Origin of the sequence: uncultured Pelagimonas sp. (genome assembly GCF_947498515.1) — a bacterium.
Classification (GTDB): Bacteria; Pseudomonadota; Alphaproteobacteria; order Rhodobacterales; family Rhodobacteraceae; genus Pelagimonas.
The window spans coordinates 118,698-139,541 of sequence record NZ_CANMKO010000004.1; the positions used below are offsets into that span (position 1 = coordinate 118,698).

19 protein-coding genes are annotated in these 20,844 nt (G+C 56.2%); 4 read left to right on the forward strand and 15 right to left on the reverse strand.

Going from position 1 to position 20,844, the window contains the following annotated elements:
* Positions 1-68: 68 nt before the first annotated feature.
* From ftsW to Q1A43_RS09420, 3 genes are all read right to left on the reverse strand, one after another.
* On the reverse strand, positions 69-1,235 hold the full coding sequence (gene ftsW / locus Q1A43_RS09410; RefSeq protein ID WP_299924073.1) for a putative lipid II flippase FtsW: 1,167 nt from the start codon (positions 1,233-1,235) through the stop codon (positions 69-71).
* A 105-nt stretch (positions 1,236-1,340) separates the two neighbouring features.
* The gene (locus Q1A43_RS09415; RefSeq protein ID WP_299924076.1) at positions 1,341-1,637 is read right to left on the reverse strand and encodes an AzlD domain-containing protein; all 297 of its coding nucleotides are present in this window, start codon (positions 1,635-1,637) and stop codon (positions 1,341-1,343) included.
* On the reverse strand, positions 1,634-2,356 hold the full coding sequence (locus tag Q1A43_RS09420; protein ID WP_299934379.1) for an AzlC family ABC transporter permease: 723 nt from the start codon (positions 2,354-2,356) through the stop codon (positions 1,634-1,636). The genes Q1A43_RS09415 and Q1A43_RS09420 overlap by 4 nt, the downstream gene beginning before the upstream one ends.
* A 101-nt stretch (positions 2,357-2,457) precedes the next feature.
* Here Q1A43_RS09420 and Q1A43_RS09425 point away from each other — a divergent pair, with 101 nt between their 5' ends.
* Together Q1A43_RS09425 and Q1A43_RS09430 are read left to right on the forward strand one after the other, a co-directional pair.
* Positions 2,458-3,006 carry an XRE family transcriptional regulator gene (locus Q1A43_RS09425; protein WP_299934382.1) on the forward strand — a complete coding sequence of 183 codons (549 nt, stop codon included), beginning with the start codon at positions 2,458-2,460 and terminating at the stop codon, positions 3,004-3,006.
* A 39-nt stretch (positions 3,007-3,045) separates the two neighbouring features.
* The gene (locus tag Q1A43_RS09430) at positions 3,046-4,230 is read left to right on the forward strand and encodes an NAD(P)/FAD-dependent oxidoreductase (protein ID WP_299934385.1); all 1,185 of its coding nucleotides are present in this window, start codon (positions 3,046-3,048) and stop codon (positions 4,228-4,230) included.
* Between the two features lie 14 nt (positions 4,231-4,244).
* Here Q1A43_RS09430 and murD read toward each other — a convergent pair whose 3' ends face one another.
* From murD to Q1A43_RS09475, 9 genes are all read right to left on the reverse strand, one after another.
* The gene (murD, locus tag Q1A43_RS09435) at positions 4,245-5,639 is read right to left on the reverse strand and encodes a UDP-N-acetylmuramoyl-L-alanine--D-glutamate ligase (RefSeq protein ID WP_299934387.1); all 1,395 of its coding nucleotides are present in this window, start codon (positions 5,637-5,639) and stop codon (positions 4,245-4,247) included.
* Positions 5,640-5,818: 179 nt separating this feature from the next.
* Positions 5,819-6,901 (reverse strand): phospho-N-acetylmuramoyl-pentapeptide-transferase, encoded by a 1,083-nt coding sequence (gene mraY / locus Q1A43_RS09440; protein WP_299924092.1) that lies wholly within the window; start codon positions 6,899-6,901, stop codon positions 5,819-5,821.
* Positions 6,902-6,912: 11 nt separating this feature from the next.
* Entirely contained in the window at positions 6,913-8,331 is a 1,419-nt protein-coding gene (gene murF, locus Q1A43_RS09445; RefSeq protein ID WP_299934390.1) for a UDP-N-acetylmuramoyl-tripeptide--D-alanyl-D-alanine ligase, read from the reverse strand.
* Positions 8,328-9,818 carry a UDP-N-acetylmuramoyl-L-alanyl-D-glutamate--2,6-diaminopimelate ligase gene (locus Q1A43_RS09450; protein ID WP_299934393.1) on the reverse strand — a complete coding sequence of 497 codons (1,491 nt, stop codon included), beginning with the start codon at positions 9,816-9,818 and terminating at the stop codon, positions 8,328-8,330. Before Q1A43_RS09450 ends, murF begins: the two co-directional genes overlap by 4 nt.
* A gap of 45 nt (positions 9,819-9,863) precedes the next feature.
* Positions 9,864-11,654, reverse strand: coding sequence for a penicillin-binding protein 2 (locus Q1A43_RS09455; RefSeq protein ID WP_299934396.1), 1,791 nt, complete (start codon positions 11,652-11,654; stop codon positions 9,864-9,866).
* Positions 11,651-12,001 carry a cell division protein FtsL gene (locus Q1A43_RS09460; protein ID WP_299934399.1) on the reverse strand — a complete coding sequence of 117 codons (351 nt, stop codon included), beginning with the start codon at positions 11,999-12,001 and terminating at the stop codon, positions 11,651-11,653. The genes Q1A43_RS09455 and Q1A43_RS09460 overlap by 4 nt, the downstream gene beginning before the upstream one ends.
* Position 12,002: 1 nt before the next feature.
* The gene (rsmH, locus tag Q1A43_RS09465; protein WP_299934402.1) at positions 12,003-12,992 is read right to left on the reverse strand and encodes a 16S rRNA (cytosine(1402)-N(4))-methyltransferase RsmH; all 990 of its coding nucleotides are present in this window, start codon (positions 12,990-12,992) and stop codon (positions 12,003-12,005) included.
* 4 nt (positions 12,993-12,996) lie between these two features.
* Positions 12,997-13,515: a division/cell wall cluster transcriptional repressor MraZ gene (gene mraZ / locus Q1A43_RS09470; RefSeq protein WP_299934405.1), complete on the reverse strand. Its 519-nt coding sequence runs from the start codon at positions 13,513-13,515 to the stop codon at positions 12,997-12,999.
* A gap of 862 nt (positions 13,516-14,377) precedes the next feature.
* Positions 14,378-14,896, reverse strand: a complete 519-nt coding sequence (locus Q1A43_RS09475) for a hypothetical protein (protein WP_299934408.1) — start codon at positions 14,894-14,896, stop codon at positions 14,378-14,380.
* A 1,026-nt stretch (positions 14,897-15,922) separates the two neighbouring features.
* Here Q1A43_RS09475 and Q1A43_RS09480 point away from each other — a divergent pair.
* The gene (locus tag Q1A43_RS09480; RefSeq protein WP_299934410.1) at positions 15,923-16,879 is read left to right on the forward strand and encodes an RES family NAD+ phosphorylase; all 957 of its coding nucleotides are present in this window, start codon (positions 15,923-15,925) and stop codon (positions 16,877-16,879) included.
* 293 nt (positions 16,880-17,172) lie between these two features.
* Here the strand turns inward: Q1A43_RS09480 and Q1A43_RS09485 are convergent, their stop codons facing one another.
* Entirely contained in the window at positions 17,173-17,865 is a 693-nt protein-coding gene (locus tag Q1A43_RS09485; protein ID WP_299934413.1) for a YafY family protein, read from the reverse strand.
* A gap of 112 nt (positions 17,866-17,977) precedes the next feature.
* Here Q1A43_RS09485 and Q1A43_RS09490 point away from each other — a divergent pair, with 112 nt between their 5' ends.
* Positions 17,978-18,424: an SRPBCC family protein gene (locus Q1A43_RS09490; RefSeq protein WP_299934415.1), complete on the forward strand. Its 447-nt coding sequence runs from the start codon at positions 17,978-17,980 to the stop codon at positions 18,422-18,424.
* Positions 18,425-18,775: 351 nt separating this feature from the next.
* On the opposite strand, the gene Q1A43_RS09495 is transcribed toward Q1A43_RS09490, so the two are convergent.
* Positions 18,776-19,618 (reverse strand): IS5 family transposase, encoded by an 843-nt coding sequence (locus Q1A43_RS09495; RefSeq protein WP_299934418.1) that lies wholly within the window; start codon positions 19,616-19,618, stop codon positions 18,776-18,778.
* Positions 19,619-20,259: 641 nt separating this feature from the next.
* The gene (locus tag Q1A43_RS09500) at positions 20,260-20,829 is read right to left on the reverse strand and encodes a metallophosphoesterase (protein WP_366944255.1); all 570 of its coding nucleotides are present in this window, start codon (positions 20,827-20,829) and stop codon (positions 20,260-20,262) included.
* Positions 20,830-20,844: the final 15 nt, after the last annotated feature.

Consider the following 20,844-nt stretch of genomic DNA (forward strand, 5'->3'; position numbering starts at 1 on the left):
ATACCTTATAGGCGCGATTTGGGCAATCATGACGCTACATGCTGCGCCAAACCCTGCCCATCTGTGTCTTACCGCCCGCGTGATCGGAGCATGTCACCGATTTCGCCCTGAGGCCGCGTGCGGGTAAAGGCCAGTAACATGCCCACCGCAATGCCACCGGCAATGAGGGAAGAGCCGCCATAGCTTACAAACGGCAGGGTCATGCCCTTGGCCGGAAGCAACCGCACGGCAACGCCCATGTTGATCATCGCCTGAACACCAAACATCGCCGCCAGACCGGTCCCCGCAAAGCGGATAAACGGATCACGTTCACGCATCAGGCGCACAAGGCTGCGCACCACAATTGTGGCGTAAAGCGCGATGATGGCCAAAACCATGACAAGCCCGTATTCCTCGGCCGCAACGGCGATGATAAAATCGGTATGCGCATCGGGAAGCGACCATTTCACCGTGCCCTCGCCCACACCAACACCAAAGAAACCACCTTCGCGGATGGCATTGGTGGCATAGCCAAGCTGGGTTGTTGGATCGACATCGGGGTTGAGAAAGCCATCAATGCGGCGGGCAAAGTGTTCGGACGCGCCATAGGCAAACATGCCGCCCAGCACCACCAGACCAGCCAGCCCGATCAACAAGATCATCGGCGCACCGCCAACAAACCACATGACGCCCCAGCCAAACAGCACCAGCGACGCTTGACCAAAGTCGGGCTGCATCGCCAGCATAAGCACAATCGTCACCACAAGGATAAAGCTATAGGTTCGACCGGGAGGCCCCCCAAGCTCAAGCCCGGCGGCCATAAGCCACGCGGCCATGATCACAAAGGTCGGTTTCAGGAATTCAGAGGGTTGGATCGAGGCAAAGCCAAGCGAGTACCAGCGCACCGCGCCTTTGCCAAAGTCCGTTCCAAGAAAAGGGAGTAAAGCCAAGGCGATAAAGGCCGCGATAAAGCCGAGGACCGCCAAACGCCGCACCAAAAGCGGGCTCATCATCGAGGTGAGGAACATCACCATCATGGCCAAGCCGCCAAAGAAGGCCTGACGTTGGACATAGTGAAACGGGGTCAAACCGTTGCGTTCCGCCAAAGGCGGCGAGGCCGCCAGCCCAAGCAATATCCCCATACCAAACAGCATGAGAATACAGCTCAGAGTCCATTTATCGACCGTGCGCCACCACTTGGGCAACACAGGTTCAACATCACGCACGGGAACCGTGCCGTACACCATCTCTGTCATGAGATCACCGCTTTTACTGCCTCATCGCCCCGTTTTCGGGGTCGCTTTGGGGTAGAGTAGCCAAAAACATATCTTTTGGCCAGAATTTTAACGTTAACAGCTGGCTCAAAGCCCGGCGGCGCGCAAACCAAGCAAGACTGCCACACCCAAGCCCACCGAAATCACCAGCGACACGCGCATGGCCGATAGCGCCGTGACCCCAAGGGCCAAGACCCCCGGCACGCCCCCGGCCATCAAGGACGGCGCGACCAAGGCCGAGAGGATCGCAACCGGTACGGCGGCCAAGGCGGCCTCGACCCGGTGATGGACCTGACCAAAGCGCACCATGATGAGATGCCCGCCAATCCGGGTTAGATAGGTTGCCGCCGCACAAAGCAGGATGATCAAAACCGTATCACTCATGCTGCCGCCTCCGCTTCTTTGGGTTTGCTAAGGGCCGCCGCGACCACAAGGCCAACGCCACCGCCCAAGGTGATGTGCCAAGGGCTCCCCAAAGTTTGATGGACAATGATCGAGGCCACCGCGCTAGTACTTAGGATCACCCAGAAATGCCCCCGGCCGTGAAAGCCCATGATCAGCCCCATAAAATACAGCGGCAAAAGGAAATCCATCCCCCAGGCCGCCGGATCGTCAATCAGCGCGCCAAACAGAATGCCCAAAAGGTTGGCCCCCAACCACACCGAATAGATCGCTGTGGCATAGGAGAAATAGTAGGTCGGGCGCAGCCGGGTTTTCAGCGCCCGCATTTCCGAAGCGGCAAATTGCGGGTCAACCAACAGATGAAAGGCCAATGCCTTTTGCCAAAACCCAAACGCCCCCATGTGGCGCCCGAGCGACGCCGAATACAAAACATGGCGAAAGTTCAGGGCAAAAACAGCGAGAACAATCGACCAGATCGGCAAGTCCTGCCCCATCAATTCAACCATCACAAACTGCGACGCCCCGGCGTAGATGGTGGCCGAGGCCAGCATGATATCAGCCATGCCCATACCGGCTTCGGCGGCCACCGCCCCAAACACAGCGGCAAAGGGCACCACAGCGCCCAAAACCGGGGCAACATCGCGCAACCCGTCGCGCATATCGCTTTGCCAATGGCTTTCGATCACTGTTGCCTCGGTCATATCACCCTCATATCGAACATCGTGCGTTTTGATGAACTCGTCAGAAACGTTTGTCAAGATGAACAGCGGTCATTATACCGAACGAAACCTGCGGAGACGTCATGACCCCGATCACCCTTATAGCGCGCGCCTTAAAACGAGAACGGGCCAAAGCCGGGCTAAGCCTATCGGCATTGGCGGAACAGGCCGGTTTGGCAAAATCAACACTGTCGCAACTTGAAGCCGGTCAGGGCAACCCAAGCATCGAAACGCTCTGGGCGATCGCCACCGCTTTGGACGTGCCGTTTGGGTTCTTGTTCGACACCGCACCGCCGGACATGACCTTGGTTCGCGCCGGAGAAGGAACGCCGATCAATTCCGAAGGCACGGATCTTCGGGCCGTTTTATTGTCAAATGGCCCTCCGGGCAGCCGTCGCGATCTTTATCGCTTTGATTTGGTTGCCGGGGCGGCGCGCGATGCGGCGGCGCATCCGCAAGGCACCATCGAACATGTCATTGTCTCATCCGGGCGCGCCCGCGTAGGCCCCAAAGACGCCCCAGAAGAGCTTGGCCCCGGGGATTATTTCCGCTTTCCCGGCGATGTCGCCCATATCTATGAGGCCGTGTCAGAGCGGGCCACCTTGTTTCTGGCGATGGAATTTCCACGTTGAACCCTTGCGCTTTGGCGCAATCTTGGGCACGGCCACGGTATGAAAGTCAAAACCCTCATTCTTGGGGCCGGTGCCGCCGGTCTGATGGCCGCCGCCCATGCCGGGCCCGATACGCTTTTGGTAGATCACGCCAAATCGCCCGGCGAAAAGATCCGCATTTCCGGCGGTGGGCGCTGCAACTTTACCAATATGTATTGCGGGTTCGAAAACTACCTTGGCGGCAACCCGCATTTCCACAAATCGGCGCTGACCCGTTATACGCAATGGGATTTTGTCGAACTGGTCGGCAAGCACGGCATTGAGTGGCACGAAAAAACGCTGGGTCAGCTGTTTTGCGATGGCAAGGCGACGCAAATCGTAGCGATGCTGGTGGCCGAGCTTGAGGCCGCCGGAGCGCAGTTGTGGTTAAAGACCTCAATCAAAGAGGTTCGCCACGACGGCAACCGTTTTCAGGTAACCTTGGAACGCGACGGCAAGGACATCTCTGTCACCTGCGCCAATCTCATTGTGGCGACGGGTGGCAAATCCATCCCGAAAATGGGGGCAACCGGGTTGGCCTATGACATCGCCCGCCAGTTCGGCCATGCCGTGACCGAAACCCGCCCTGCCCTTGTGCCGTTTACCTTTGACAAAGGCCGCTTTGCCGAAATTTCCGGGGTCTCTGCGCCGGTTCGGTTGACCTGCCATGACACCACGTTTGACGAGGCGATGTTGTTCACCCATCGCGGATTGTCTGGCCCGGCGGTTTTACAAATTTCGAGCTATTGGCGCGATGGGGATGCGATTTCCGTCAACCTCCTGCCTGAGCTGGATTTGAGTGCCGTTCTAAAAGACAAACGCAAAAGCGAGGGGCGCAAGGCGTTGAAAACTGAACTGGCCCGGCATTTGCCCGCGCGTTTGATCGATCACCTATCGGAAACCGTGACCTTTACCGGCAACCTTGGTGATCTCTCTGATACCCGCATTGCCGATCTGGTGCAGACCTTGGAAAACTGGGTGCTCAAACCCACCGGCACCGAAGGCTATCGCACCGCCGAGGTGACCCTAGGCGGGGTGGATACGGACGGGTTGAATTCCAAAACCATGATGTCAAAAACGGTGCCCGGCCTCTATTTCATTGGCGAAGCCGTTGACGTGACTGGGTGGTTGGGCGGCTTCAATTTCCAATGGGCGTGGTCGTCTGCCGTGGCCGCAGGGCAAGCGGCCAAGTCAGAACCGGTTTAGAAACGAAGGGCGTTTTATTGCCCAAGCGCCCTGTTGACCTGATCCACAAAATCATCGCCGCGCTTTTCGAAATTATCGTATTGATCAAAGCTGGCTGCGGCGGGTGCAAGCAAGACAACCTCGCCCTCTTGGGCGTCTTCTGCGGCTCGTGCTACGGCGGCCTCCATTGTCGTGCAAACTTCAGTGTCAGCTTGGGGGATTTGCAGGGCAAAGGCCTCGGCCTCGCGTCCGATCACATAGGCTTTGACGACGTTTTTCAAACCCGGATAAAGCGCCTCTAGGCCACCTTCTTTCATCAACCCACCACAGACCCAGCGAATTCGTGGAAAGGCCTCAAGCGCCTTGAGCGCCGCGTCGACATTGGTGGCCTTGGAATCGTTCACAAAACGCACGCCGCCGCGTTCTCCGACAATCTGACTGCGATGGGGGAGGCCTGCGAAACTGTGCAAACCGTCCTCGATCATGCGTGGCGCAAGGCCAACGGCGCGACAGGCAGCATAGGCGGCACAGGCGTTTTGATGGTTATGGGCACCGGGCAACCCGGCAACATTGCGCAGATCAATCGACGCGATCTGACGCCCCTTGCGGTATTCCGACAGGAACCCTTTGCGCGCAAACACCTGCCATCCCGGACCGGTCAGTTTCGTGCCCGATGACACGCGGATCACCCGATCATCCCCCGGCCCTTCGGCCAGTTGATTGGCCAAAAATTGGCCTTCGGCCTCATCCACGCCTACAACGGCGCGATCCGGGCCGCCTTCGGCAAACAGGCGGCGTTTGGCGGCGAAATATCCGCCATGCCCCGCGTGGCGATCAAGGTGATCGGGCGACAGATTGGTGAACACCGCAACATCGGGCGTCAGGCTGCGCGCCAGATCGGTTTGATAGCTCGACAGTTCCAAAACAACGACACTACCATCGCCAAGCGGATCGATGTCCAAGACACCCCGGCCGATGTTTCCGGCCAATTGGCTATCGCGGCCCGCACTTTCCAGAATGTGATGGATAAGGGCGGACGTGGTGGATTTGCCGTTTGAGCCGGTGATCGCAATCACCTTTGGCACGGTGTCGAACATGTCCCATCCGCGCCCTAAAGATTGAAAGAATAGCCCAATGTCATTGTCGACCGGCACACCGGCCTGCAAGGCCGCCGCGATCACCGGATTGGGTGTCGGGTAAAGATGCGGGATACCGGGCGAGACAACCAAGCGGGTGAGCTCATCCATGGCGCGGCGCAGATCGCGGGCGTCAAAGCCTTCGGCCTCGGCGCGTTCTCGGGCTTTGGCGTTGTCATCCCAAACAATCGGGATCGCACCACCATCGCGCAAGGCACGCGCCGCCGACAGACCAGAACGGCCCAAACCAAGTACACCGACCTTGGCATTTTCCAATCCATGTACCGGAATCATAACGCGCCCTCTTCTTTTGTGTCCGGGCGACTTGCTTGGTCTGTTCGTGGTTGACCCGCCCTCGTTTGGGTCTGTTTGTCTTAGAAACCGCCCAAATGGCAAGAGGAAGCTCACCGAGATAGAAAAAGCCCCCGGAACCAAAGGAACCGAGGGCTGGAGAATTCAATCGAAAAGACAGGTTAGCGCACCTTGAGCGTGGCAAGACCAATGATCGCGAGGATCAGCGAGATGATCCAAAAGCGGATCACGATCTGCGGCTCGGCCCAGCCCTTTTTCTCATAGTGGTGATGGATCGGAGCCATCAGGAACACCCGTTTGCCGGTGCGTTTGAAATAGAGTACCTGAATGATAACGCTCAGCGCTTCGACAACGAACAACCCGCCAACGATGGCAAGCACCAGTTCGTGTTTGGTGGCCACGGCAATGGCCCCCAAGGCACCACCCAAAGCCAATGACCCGGTGTCGCCCATAAAGACCGCCGCCGGGGGGGCGTTGTACCAAAGAAAGCCCAAACCACCACCAACAACACCGGCCGCAAAGACCAGAATTTCGCCGGTTCCGGGCACATAATGAACGTCAAGATATTCAGTGAAATCAACCCGGCCCACTGCATAGGCGATAATGCCAAGGGTCGAGGTGGCGATCATCACCGGCATAATCGCCAGCCCGTCCAACCCATCGGTCAAGTTCACAGCATTGGCCGCGCCAACGATAACGATGATTGAAAACGGGATAAACAAATAGCCAAGGTTGATCAAAGTGTCCTTGAAGATCGGCAAGGCAAGCTTGTTGGCCAAAGCTTCGGGGTGGTATTGCGCCGCCCAATAGGCCGCGATCCCGGCAATGACAAAGCCCAAGACAAGCCGAATTTTGCCCGAGACACCATCGGTGTTTTGTTTGGAGACCTTGGCATAATCATCGGCAAAGCCAATCGCCGCATAAGCGATGGTGACAAAAAGAACCATCCAGACAAAGGGGTTATCAAGACGCGCCCAAAGCAAGGTTGAGGTCACCAAAGCGCCGATAATCAACAGCCCACCCATGGTTGGGGTGCCGGCCTTGACGAAATGCCCTTCGGGGCCATCATCGCGGATCGGCTGGCCCTTGCCCTGCTTTTTGCGCAAAACATTGATCAGCGGGCGACCAAAGAGAAAGCCAAAGATCAAAGCGGTCAGAAACGCGCCACCCGCGCGGAAGGTGATATAGCGAAACAGGTTAAAAAGGTCCCCGCCGTCGCTCAGTTCCGTCAGCCAATACAGCATGCTCTACCCCTTTACCCGTCCAGTTTCGCGCGGGATTGGCCCATTTTTCGGATCGCGTCAACCACGCGGGCCATCTTCATCGATAGCGATCCCTTGACCAAGACCACATCAGCGGCCCCCATATCTTGTGCCACAGTGGCGGCCATCTCGTCGCTTGTTGCGCAATGACGCCCCTGTTTGTCGGCAGGCAGGGCCTGCCATAGGGATGTCATCAATGGCCCCACACAATGCACAAGGTCGATGTTTTCCATCGCGTCCAACTCTGCGATCTTTTGGTGCAGAGCGATTTCGGTCTCGCCCAGCTCGGCCATGTCCCCAAGATAAGCCACACGTCGACCGGCCCCTTTGGGCGTCGCGGCGGCGAGAACTTCGAGGGAGGCCGACAAAGACGCCGGATTGGAATTGTAAGCGTCGTCAATCAGTTCGACCGATAGGTTTGGGTCGACGGCGTCCAGATCGATGATCTCACGCGCGCCGCGCCCGGCCCCAGCGGACCATTGCCCAAGGGCGGTGATCGCCATGGCCAGATCGAGATCAAGCGCCGTGACAACGCCCAAAACCCCCATGGCATTGGTGGCAAAATGGCGGCCGGGGGCCATAACTTTGAACAAAACCGGGTCTTCTCCGGCGACGCCTTGGGCCACGGTACAGGTATCGCGGATCGAAACCGAGCTAAGCCGATGATCATTGATGTCGGTTTCGCCAAAGCGGATCACGGTGTTGGCGCGTTCGGTCGCAGCGGCGTCAAGAAGTGGCGATACATCCAGATCGCCGTTGATCACAGCGGACCCGCCCGGTTCCAACCCGTCAAAAATCGCCGCCTTTTCGCGGGCAATCCCCTCGATGCCATCAAAAGCCGCGAGATGCGCCGGGGCAACGATGGTGATCATCGCCACATCCGGCCGCGCCATTTGCGCCAGAGGGGAGATTTCGCCGGGATGGTTCATCCCAATCTCAACGACGGCAAAATCGACATCCTGTGGCATGCGCGCCAAGGTCAATGGCACGCCCCAATGGTTGTTATAGCTTTTCTCGGCGGCGTGAACCTTGCCCTGCGCGCCCAAAACCGTGCGCAGCATTTCCTTGGTCGAGGTTTTGCCAACCGACCCGGTCACCGCGACAACCTTGGCCTTGGTCCGTGCCCGCGCCGCGCGACCAAGCGCTTCTAATCCGGTCAATACATCGTCGACCAACAAAAGTGGCGCCGTGTCCGGCACGCCTTCGGGAATGCAACTTACCAAGGCGGCCCCTGCCCCGCTTGCAAGCGCTTGGGCGACAAAGTCATGGCCATCGCGCGCCGCTTTGAGCGCCACAAACAAATCGCCCGCTTCAATGGTACGGGTGTCAATCGACACACCGTTGACCGACCAATCGCCAATCGCACGGCCACCGGTGGCCTGTTCCGCTTCGCGTGCTGTCCAGAGCATCACAACCCCTTACCATCTAGCGCCGCAACGGCAACGCTGGCTTGTTCCACATCATCAAAGGGATAGATCGTGTCGCCGACGGTTTGCCCGGTTTCATGGCCTTTGCCACAGATCAACAGGGCGTCCCCCGGCCCCAAGGCATCAACTCCGCGCAAGATCGCTTCGGCGCGGTCACCCACTTCGATGGCCTCCGGTGCACCCGCCATAACGGCGGCGCGGATGGTGGCCGGGTCTTCGGAACGGGGATTATCATCGCTGACAATGACCAAATCGGCGTTCTCTGCCGCCGCTTGCCCCATCAACGGGCGTTTGCCAGCATCGCGATCACCGCCCGCGCCGACAATCGCAACCAGACGGCCCATCACATGGGGGCGCAGGGCCTTGATCGCGGTCGACACCGCGTCGGGCGTATGGGCGTAATCAACAAAAACCGCCGCGCCATTGTCTCGTGTCGCCGCCAATTCCATGCGCCCGCGCACTGTGCCCATCTTCGGGAGAACGTCAAAGACCTCTCCGGCTGGGGCCCCGCAAGCGATGGCAAGACCGGCGGCCAAAAGGATGTTTTCGGCCTGAAACCCGCCGATCAGCCCAAGGCGTGCCTGATACACGGCCCCGCCCCAGCTTAGGCGGATTTCCTGACCCGTAGCATCAAACCGCTGCCCTTCGAGACAGAGATCGGCGGCGTGACGGCCAACGGTGATCACCTCTTGGCCACGAGCGCGGGCGATGGCCAGCATGTCAACGCCACGCGGATCATCAATGTTGATCACAGCGGTGCCATCCTCGGGAAGAACACGGGCAAACAACCCGGCCTTGGCGGCGAAATAATCCTCAAAACTCTCGTGATAATCGAGATGGTCCTGAGTGAAGTTGGTGAAACCTGCGGCGGTCAGCTGCACACCGTCCAAACGCCGCTGAGCCAAGCCGTGGCTTGAGGCCTCCATCGCGGCATGTGTTACTTCCTCGCGCGCGGCGGCGGCCAGCATTTTATGCAGCGTGATGGGTTCCGGCGTTGTGTGGCTAAGCGGCGCGGTCCAATCCCCCTCAACCCCGGTGGTCCCAAGGTTGACGGCGCGTTTGCCCAAGGCCTGCCAAAGTTGACGCGCAAAGGTCGCGACGCTGGTTTTGCCATTGGTGCCGGTGATGGCAATCACGCAGTCGGGCTGCGCACCCGACCAAAGCGCCGCCGTATAGGCCAGCGCCTGACGTGGATCTTCGGCAATCACGAGCGCCGCATCTGATGCTGCTAATTCATCGGCGGCAATCTCTGCGCCTTTGGCATCGGTAAGGATCGCTCCGGCCCCCATGCGCAACGCATATTGGATGAACTCACCGCCATGCACCCGTGTTCCGGGCAAAGCCGCAAATAGGTAGCCATCTTTGACGTCGCGGCTATCAACCGCCATGCCTGTTACCTGCGCCTCGCGCCCTGCACGCGCGGTGAGGCCCAGCTCCGCTAGGCTTTTCGTTTGCCCGCTGGTCATACTCATGAACGCCCCCCAGCCTTCTTGTTTGGTGTGGTCCTATGCCCCGCGCTATTGGGAGATGCGCACGACGCCTTCCAATTGCCCTGTATTGAACTCTGGACGCAAGCCCAGAAGCGGTGCGACCCGGCCAATCATTTCAGCGGCAACCGGCACAGCCGTCCAACCGGCGGTACGGCGCGGTTTCTTGCCAGAGGTTTCGACCGGTTCGTCAAGCGTCACGATCAGCACGTATTTGGGATCATGGGCCGGGAACATCGACGCAAAGGTCGCGATGACCTTGTCTTTGTAATAGCCGCCGCCGCGTTCCTTGGGCTTGTCCGCCGTGCCGGTTTTGCCACCAACATGATAGCCTGCGACCTCACCAAAGCTGGCGGTGCCTTCGGTGACAACCTTGCGCAACATGGTTCGCGAGGCCGCCGCCACGGCTTCGGACATCACACGCTCCCCATCTTGGGGGCCGGACTGTTTGAGCAAGGTTGGTTTCACCGCAATGCCGCCATTGGCAATCGCCGCGTACCCTGCCGCCAAATGCAGCGGCGTTGTCGAAATCCCGTGACCATAAGAAATGGTGACCGCACTTAGGTCTGTCCAACGTTTTGGCAAAAGCGGCTGACCACCCTGGGCCTCAACAATCTCGGCCGGAGTTGGTTCAAACATGCCCAGCTTACGCAAAAACTCTTGTTGGCGTTTTTTGCCAATCGCGAGAGCCATTTTTCCAGTGCCACGGTTGGAGGATTTGATGATGATCTCGGATACGCTGATCTGGCCATAGTTGTGGTTGTCAAATTCCCCAATCTTGTGACCACCCACCTTAAACGGCGGACGTGTGTCGATGATTGTGTTTGGATTGACCAAACCCAATTCCATCGCTTGGGCCGCTGCAAAAATCTTGTAGGTTGACCCCAGTTCATAAACGCCTTGCACCGCACGGTTGAACAATGGGCTGTCCGAGGCATCGCCTTCGGTCAGAGGATTGGGGCGATCATTGGGGTCAAAATCCGGCAGCGAGACAATGGAAATCACCTCCCCGGTTTGTACATCCATAAGAACAGACGCCGCGCCTTTGGCATTCAAAAGCTTCATGCCCGCATAGAGCACTTCTTCGGAAGCGGCCTGAACCGTCAGATCAATGGCAAGCTCTAGCGGCGCACCTTCTCGGGCCGGATTGCGCAATTCGTCGTCATAGAATTTCTCGATCCCGGCGGTGCCAATAACTTCGGCGGAATGCACACCTTCGCGGCCAAAACCCGCACCTCCCAACACGTGGGATGCTATCGCACCATTCGGATAAAGACGCATTTCACGGGGGCCAAACAACAGGCCGGGTTCACCGATATCGTGAACGGCCTGCATTTGCTCTGGCGACAACTTCTTGCGCACCCACATGAATTTCTTCTTGGGGTCGTTGAAACGACGGGTCATCGCCTCAACATCAAAGTCGTCAAAAATCTTGCCAAGTTCTTTGGCAGCGCGCTCTGGCTCGATCATCTGTTGAGGATGAGCGTATAGGCTATGGGTATCCATGTTCGTGGCCAAAACCCGGCCATGACGATCAACAATATCGGCGCGGCTGGCGACAATTGAGGCCCCGGTCAACGTGGCGCGCGGTTCAGCGGCCTCGGTCGCGGCGATGGTGCCCATACGGGCCCCGATCACGCCAAAGGCGCAAAAGAACATAACCCCCAAAACCAAAAGCCGCCCTTCGGATTGCAGGCGGGTTTTGTCGCGCATTTGCTCATGACGCAGACGCCGGTTTTCCTTTTCAATTGCGTCCGGATTTTCACCTTTTTGGCGAGCATCCAAGATACGCGCCAAAGGTCGCAGAGGTGTGCGCATCATGGTTGCTGCGCCCCCGCGCTTGTCACGTCAATCGGTTCCGTGACCTCTAGCTTGGTGTCCGGAATTGGAAAAATCACATCGCGAACGCCACCAAACTGATCCGGGCGCAGTGGCATCAAACCCAGGCGGGTAAAGTTCAAATCCGCCAGATCACGCAACCTATCCGGGCGATTGAGATACGCCCATTCCGCCCGCAAAATCGCCAAGCGTTCCCGTGCTTCACCAATATCGCGGCGCAGGGCATCCACCCGGTCAAGCTCATCTTGCGTACGATAATTCTCATGATAGGCCCAATAGCCGGTGCCAATCACGGCCAAGGCGCTGAGAAGAAAAAGCAAACTACGCATCTCAGTGTCTCCTGTTCTGCTCGGGCCCCTCAACCAGGGGCATGGCGATCTCGCCGGGTTCGATCCCGCGCGGCTCAATTGTTGTTCGACGGGCCACACGCAATTTCGCCGACCGCGAACGCGGGTTTTCCGTCAGTTCTTGTTTGTCCGGCCCGACGGCCTTGCGTGTCAGGATTTCAAAAGGTTGCGTCATCACCGGGGCCTCTTTGGCATACCGGTTCACCTTGACCTTCTTCTCGCCGTGTTCTTGGAAAAAGCGTTTTACCATACGATCTTCGATGGAATGAAAGGTCACGACGGCCAGTAAACCACCGGGTTTCAACACCCGCTCTGCCGCCATCAACCCATTCCACAACGCGCCATATTCATCATTCACCGCAATGCGCAGCGCCTGAAAACTTCGGGTAGCAGCATGGGCCTGCCCCGGTTTGGTGCGACCAATGCAGCGCTCAATCAAACCCGCCAGCTGGAGAGTTGTTTCAAAGGGTTGTTCGACCCGATCAGCCACAATTGCACGCGCAATCCGGCGCGATTGCCGCTCTTCACCATATATATAAAGAATATCGGCCAGCGTTTCTTCGGCCGCCGAGTTCACCAAATCAGCCGCGCTTTGCCCGGTCTGCGCCATGCGCATATCGAGAGGACCGTCCTTCATGAAACTAAATCCGCGCTCAGCCTTGTCGAGCTGCATGGACGACACTCCAAGGTCTAGCACAACGCCATCCGCCGCCTCAACCACTTGATCCAAATCAGCAAAATTGCCTTCGACCAAATCAAGACGACCCGCATAGTCGCCGATCCAATCCATCGCCATGTCATGAGCAAGCGGATCGCGATCTATCCCAATCACCCGTTCAGCACCGGCATCCACCAAGGCCCGGCTATAGCCGCCCGCACCAAAGGTGCCGTCGATCCAAACGCCAGAAACAGGTGACACCGCCTCGATCAAGGGGCGCAATAAAACCGGGATATGTGGCGCGCCCTTGGACATGCGCTTATAGGTCCTCGTCTTCTTCGTCGTCGCCATCCAGCAACATCAGCGGATCGAAATCATCGTCCTGCTCGTCTAGGAATTCTTCGGTGGCGGCCATTTCCGCCTCGTATGTGCCCGGCTCCCAAATCTGGAAAGTATCCGCAGCACCGGCGAATTGTGCTTCTTTGCTCAGACCAATCTTTTCACGCAATTTCGCCGGCAGCACGATGCGGCCGGTTTCATCAACGGACGTTGTTGTGGACTGACTTAGGAACAGACGTTCCAGAATGCGGCGTTTTTTAGTGCCGCGCTTCATGCCGGAAATGCGGTCTTCGACCTCTTCCATTTCCTGCACGGTATAGCATTCAAGGTATTTGCGGCGACTGTCGCCATAGACAATAACGAAGTTGGGATTTAGACCTTCGGCCCAATCGGGGTCACCCGCCTGAAGAACACGGCGAAAGGAGGCCGGAATGGATACCCGCCCCTTCGTGTCGACCTTATGTCGACTTTCACCTCTGAACCTCAGCCTACGGCCCACTGTCCCGGCCCTCGCCTATTTACCCCCTGAAACGAAAAACGGCGGGTTGATCTGCTGCCACTGACCAACCCACCGCTGACCCGCTGAGCGGGTATCTCCGACTGCGCGCGCCACCTGGGGGGATGTCTGCTCGCCCGCGCGCCGGATCCTTTGTTACGATGAGAGCGAACGCCTGTATGAACCTGCTCTTATTTTTATTTTTGAAGTCGGTGTGGGGATCGTTGTTGCCCCGTTGTCCGTCTCTCATCGTGTGAGTTATGGATGCCATGGGAAATCATGGGACGCAACAGTTTTTTATGGGAATTTGGGCGGCGAGGCTCCTCAGCGCCTATCCCAGCAGTTGAAATTTCTTGGCATTTTGTAGTTTCTTCGGCACCAATTGTGGATCGCAACAAAGTGACTACTACATATGCGCATTCAGATACAAACTCGCCTTCGCCCACAAAATCCCAAAAAAAACTCACTTTGGTCGACAACTGGTCAAGTTTCGCGTTTCCTCACACCGAAAATAGAGAGTTATCCACAGGATAGAACCCCCTGACACACAAACTTGAACCGATTCGGCAGAGTTTCGCCGTTCATTTTGGGAAGTTTTGGCGGATTGATCAGTTTTGCCCATCCACCCCCACAACAGGTCCCATAGTTTCCCATGAGGCCTCTTGGAGAAAATGATTGTAGCGTGACACTTGGTTTTTGTAGCGTGTGTAGCGTGACACTTGGTTTTACAGTAAATTACACTTGTTTTTACAGCAAAACAGTTTTGGGCTGAGATGGGATTATCCGGGTGCTCCGGCGGGATCAAGGCAAAACCGTTTAAACAACCGCCCTGCCCTGATCCGTTCAACACCTCTTTAAAGCCGGTTTAATGCACTGGCTGTTTTGAGAGCGCCGTTGTGCCCTCAGCTCCTTGTTCCTTGTCGAGCCGCTGGAACGCTTGATCACAAAGATCATGTGTCTGGCGACAAGTATTCAAGACCCGTTTCAATTCCCTATTCTCTTTGCGCAGGTCGAATGTCTGATCAACAAACTCCGACTGCTTGTCCAAAGCGGCCGATAGGCGCTCAATCAACTCGTCTTTCCGCTCTAACTGTTGTTCGTGGCTAGGTCGCCGTATTGCAGATGTCTGCGATGGCGGCGCGCTCGATTGAGCAGTTTTGGGTTGGCCAGCCAATAAGTGGGCATTCCCGTTTTCGTCTGGCTCTAACTTCCCTGCACAAGTGGCCATCATTGTGTTTCGAATTGCGTATGCATCTTGCAGTTTGGAGAACAACAACAAACAGGACGCACTTCCAAATCCTATGCAAAACCATATCAACATTGTCATGATGGTGCCTTTTGCAAAACCGTGATGCGGCCAAACTAAGCCCGCATCACCGCCCATCACATGCGCAAGCGCTTTAACTGCTCGCCAACAACTCAGCCTTCAAATCGAGGTACGCGCGCGCCGCTGCCATTGGGACCACCCCGTTACCCGTTGCCTGGCAGGCGATTGCAACGCAATCTGCCGAGAGGGGCCGCAGCGGATCAGTCCAGCCCGAAAGTCTGAACCAGAGGTACAGGAGGCTACATATATGAGTGGCGTTGTTGTCTCGAAAGTCTGTTCTGCGGGACTTTGCTGCCGTTATCACTGCCAAATCGAATGACGGCTTTTGGTCATTATGTTGATGTTTGAGCAGGTCGCAAATGGTGCTTGTTGATAGCCGCCCTCATAGCCCAAAGACTTACGGGGATTGCAACGATTAGTCCTGCGATTCCTCCCCAGAAAGCCGAAGCGTCAGTTTGTCCTAAAATTGCCCCAACAAATCCAACGATAAAACCCGCAATGAAACCGGCGACCGCTCCACCAAAAAAGCCTCGCCAAACCATGCTCCACCATATTGGCAACACTTCGCCGTAAGTCATAAATTTCCCTCTCTAACAACTTAAAGCCGACTTTGGCTGCATTGCAGAAAAAGTGCAACATTGGGCTCAATGCAGTCATCCGACGATGTTTCGTTCTTTGATACCGATTGCACCTTCAAGGCGACTCACCTCATGGTGCCGCTTCCCTGATCAGGGAGAGGAGCGGCCATAAAGCGATTGCTGGTCGGCGGGTTTTGGTTTTGCGATTAGGCCCCGTGTCACGGGGTGGTGAGACACCCCGTGACCTCCCAGTATCACGCCAGATTCCCGAGGTGAATCCCGCACGGTCACGCAAACCCATCCCACAAGCGATCACATGTATATATAAGGTGGAGTTCGCAGACGGCGACTGTCAGCCCAAAGCAGACGTCGCAATTCCTGCTTACCATCACTTCTCCGTCTTCCTGACAAAGATATTCGAACGCAAATTGGCAAGCTATAGCGGTACGTCCAGAATTTGGTTTTCGAAGTTGCGGGCAGAGAGCCTTGTTGCTAGCAACTCGGTATGAAAAAATTGGTCCACACAGACATTCTTCGTCGCACACGGCAACTTGGCAGAATCGACCTGTCGAAGGCATCTTTTCGTACATTGCAGAAAGAAATTCGAAAACTTTCAGACGGCACCGCTATTCCTATCCAGATGTCACCATCGACAGAGTTTTTCTTTCGGGTTCGAAAGAACCCCGGTTCCAAAATTGCCGACGTTGAACAGCTTATGGCTCCGCCGGCCGCACTTGTGACTGGATTTCAAAGGTGCAACGGACCCGCAGAACCAATTTTTTATGCCGCATCAGATCGACTGACGGCTCTAAAAGAAACTCGAGTGGATATAGGAGATACTGTTTATCTGTCGCAGTGGATTGCTAAACAAAAGATGCCGTTTAACCACGTTTTCGCACCCAATGGGCCGGATGGTTACTTTGAGCAACTAACACCCGCTGAAACAGCACTCTATACTTTCTTTGATGCCCACATCACCAAGCAGATTGGCGCAGACTTCGCAGACGACTACAAGCTAACGGCGGCCATAGCGAAGTTCTTGATGAGTAACTTTACTCCTGGGTCTGAATACGACATTCGTGATGATCGGAGCGTTGGTCTCAGGTATTCGTCTGTATTGAGCCGAGAAACCTCATTTAACGTCGCATTCAAGCCGAATTTTGCCGTAGAGCGACTTGAGCTTTGCCATGTTTTGGAGGGAAGAATTGTTGCAGTAGGCGAAGGCGGAGAGCCCAAGCTGGAAGTATTGGATAGTGCTGACGACTTTTCGGATGGTAAGGTCGCTTGGTCCGGCGACCCGCACATGATCCCTCTCAAAGTTGAAGACAAAAAGAGGATTCAGTTCATCAGAAAGAATGGACGGTGGACCTTGCCGGTGCATCAGCGTCCCGTCACCGCCGAGGACATAGAAGAGTTTGTATGTGAAGACTTCCAAGCCAGCCTGCAAGGCAACAACTGGTGACTTCGCTCAGCTAACTTTGCAAAGGTCGTAATCTGCGCATTGCTGCCCCTGAAGCGGGGCGCAGCATCGCCGAGATCGTAGGGACCAAGCTGAATGTCCGCTGTCGGAAAATCAGGTGCCACCTTTTGCGACTGCAGAATTTTGCTCGCCGCGCCTCAATTGAATGTCCAGGTTGGGCTGACGCCGGTCACTGGGCAGCGTTGATCACACGTGATTTCGCCGCAGACGCGGTGCGGCACCGCGGCAAGGCGGCTAGGAGCCCCCTGTAACCAATGCTGCGAAACGTACCAACGTCAGCTTCGCATACGTTTAGTCGTCGCCTCTTCCCACCCTTTCAGCAAGGTGGCTCGACGGCCTGGGTACTTCTTTCCAAGAACTCTGAGCTCCTGAACCCGCTCGGTTTTGAAATGCCGATAGTCTTCTTTCATCTCGCACCAACCGACGAGGTAGCGGGTCCGATCGAGAAATGCGATCAACAGCGGCCAGACAATCCTGTCAGTCGTGCTGCCATCGCGATCCGTGTAGATAAGCTGCAATCTGTACCGCTCTCGTATGGCGTGCCGCAACAGGGCACTGTCAAAGCGTTCGGACACGCGGGCCCGTGTCTGAATGGGTTTAGAACTTCCATCTAGGACAACCGGCCGCAGTTCCTTCGGAATGGCCAGTGATAGTTTCGACACAAGGTCACGAGCGGCACGGGCCAGTGAAGGGTCGGCCTCAGATGCCACCCAGGCCGCCCCCAATGCTGCGGCCTCCAGCTCGTCTGCGGTCAGCATCAGCGGGGGCATATCATAGCCATCGTCAAGGATGTATCCCACACCCGCCTCTCCGGTGATCGGGATGCGTTGGGCGTGAAGCTCTGCCATATCGCGATAAAGCGTGCTGAGAGAGATTTCCAATTCATCGGCAAGTTCCCGTCCTGTGATGGGCGACCGGGTAGACCGCAATATCTGGATAATCTGAAACAACCGTTCTGTGCGACGCATTTTTCACCTCTCCTCTCAGGCTACTGTCATAACGGTGAGAGTAGCCTAATTCTAGAACAGTCTCAGAAACTGAAATTGCGCAAAACTTGCTTAAACGAAACGGAGCCTAAGAATGATCCATCATGAACGTAGCCTGACCATCGATGTAGCCCCTGACGCGGTGTGGGCGGTGCTCAGCCGGTACATGCATATCAACGAGTTCGCGCCCCAGATTACCTCTGTCGACGCATTGACCAACGGAGAGGTTGGGATGGGGTCGAAGCGACGGAACCATTTCGCAAACGGCACATCGCTGGTCGAAGAAGTGACGGAATGGAAGCCGGGAGCTGGATACACCGTCCAGCTCTCAGATATGGCGGCGATGCCATTGAAAGAGGCAAGTTCCGAAATTCGCATCACTCCGACAGGCGGACGTTCCAAAGTCACGTGGACCTTCGATTATCGCGTCAAATATGGCCCTTTAGGTTGGTTGTTGGGACAAACAATGATGAAGATGATGATGGGTAAGATTATTGATGTGAACCTGAAGGGTCTATCGGACAAAGCACGCGCCGGATAAGCTAGACCTGAGCGGTAACAGCAAAGCGGCCATTTATCCGAACAGAGCAAATGGCTTCTTTGTCCGCACTGCCGACCTTCGTTGTCCCAGTTGCATTACTGCCTGTCTTGTCCAAAAGCGCTGTGCGGTAGATCAAAGGCTTACGGTGTGGATAATCCTGCCAATTCACGTAGGATAGAAGCCGCAAATTTCGTTAGCGCAGGATTTTGCCCTATTCGCAACTGACCCCAACCTGCGCTCCGCAAAGCTTTTTGAGGCCGGGCGTATTGTTACTTGAGGGAAGGGAGGGGGGTAAAGGGCTTTGTTGCACAAATCGGGTGAAGTGTGTTCTTCCCCTTTCCCCGGAGGGACTTATCCTACGGGCTCTGTTACAGGGATGCCAAGAGCTGTGTAACGGTTTAGCACGGCGATGCGGCTTCGGCGGTGATACCCACTCCACCGCCGCCACAAGGTGCGGCCTAGGTATCTTGACGCCTCCACGGCTTGGTTCCGGGCGATGGCCCCGTTGCTCGTAGGCTTCCATGGCTTGGCATTCTTGCGAGGCGGAATGACAGCATGGGCATTCCGCTCGGCAATCGCGTCGTGGCATTTGCGCGTGTCGTAAGCCCCGTCGGCGGTGACCGACCCAATGTCCTGATCGGACGGAACTTGCTTCAGCAGCTCAGGCAGCATTGGCGCATCACCGATGTTGCTGGTGGTGACCTCGACCGCCCGAACCTCCAGTGTTTCTTCATCGATCCCTATGTGTATCTTACGCCAGATACGCCGCTTGGGGCCACCGTGCTTACGGGCATTCCACTCGCCTTCGCCCTCTGCCTTGATCCCCGTGCTGTCAATCAGCAGGTTCAAAGGGCCAGTCCCACCACGATACGGCAGGTTTACGTTCAGCGTCTTCTGACGGCGGCAAAGGGTGCTGAAATCCGGCATCTCCCAGCTCAACCCTACCAACTTCAGCAAGCTCTTAACGAAGCCTGTCGTCTGCCGAAGCGGCATTCCGAACAACACTTTCAGTGTCAGGCAGGCTTGGATCGCGGCGTCACTGAATTGTTGTCGCCGACCGCGTTTGCCCGTCGGCGGCGGTATCCAGACCATCGGGGGATCAAACCAGATTGATAGCGACCCACGTCGCTTTAAGCTGTCATTGTAGGTCGACCAGTTCGTGGTCTTGTACTTCGTAGGGGCCCAGCTGCTCATGAGCTCGAGCTATCATGCTGGATTCGCGAGAGGAATCCCTCAACCCATTTGTGCAACAAAGCCTCTTGGAGTAAGAAACGCAAGGGGAGTTACCTCACGAGGTCCGTACGATGGTGGTGATCAAGAAAGACGCCTTGCTGGACAATATCGTGATTTAGCGGCGCGATTTGGGAATTCGCATCCTAGAATTTCTGAAACGCTGGTAGCAATTGCCGAGGGGTACGAATGGGATGGGCGTCGGCAAGATGAACAAGCTGCGGTTGGCGAAAGATGGCATCCATGATTGCCTGAACTGCTTCGAGAAACGCTTCGAGGCGGTTCAATTATCTATTTGTGACCCTACCACCCGAACCGGTAATCTCCAATCAGTGGGGCGACCCTGTTTGTGCGCACGTACTCGCACCACCTTTCCATTCGATAAATATATTTGATTTCCGCTTCTAGGGAGCTTCAAGGCGCCAGCATTCTCTGCAAGGGATGTGTATTTTAGGCTGGTGGAGCCAAGAAACTTTATTCCATATTAACGTGTAGCGCCAATATACGCCTGAGTTGGAAGTACAGATAGGTGTTGAAGCCGGGGGCACTTGTAACGCTTACGTTGGCTCGTTGAAAAGAACTTCATGCCTTGCCCTCATTGCTGACTAAGTGTTGAGTTTTGCCCTATACTCAACATCGCCCCAGTGCTTATTCGGCGACAACTTCTTTGCCCGGCGCGCAATGTCGGCAAAGGTGACCGGCATAAAGTCCCACACATCAACGCCGACATTCACAGAATTGCGAGACCCGCGCCAATTGTTGTGAACATGACCGAAGAGCTGTAGTGCACCTTTGCGGGCATGGTTCCAGGTAATCATTGGGTAGTGGCACAATGTGTTGGGCTGGTTTTGAGGACCATCCTGCAATTCAACGAAATGCGAGATAGAATCCCAAGGGAGTTCCAGTGTTGGCTTGTGATCATGATTCCCAACGACCAAGTGACGCTCACCACCCGGCAACTGGTTGAAAATCTGCTCAACGTAAGCGCTGTCCTTGGCTCGGGAGCCAAAAGCAAAGTCCCCTAGAATCCAAAGTTGGTCTTCCGAGCCAACCACCTTCCACATGTTTTCCAACAGCGCCGCGTCCATCTGGGATGCCGACATGAAGGGGCGGTTGCAAAACCGCATGATGTTTTCGTGGCCGAAATGCGTATCAGCCGTATACCAGATTGTCATTGAGTGTTCTCTCGG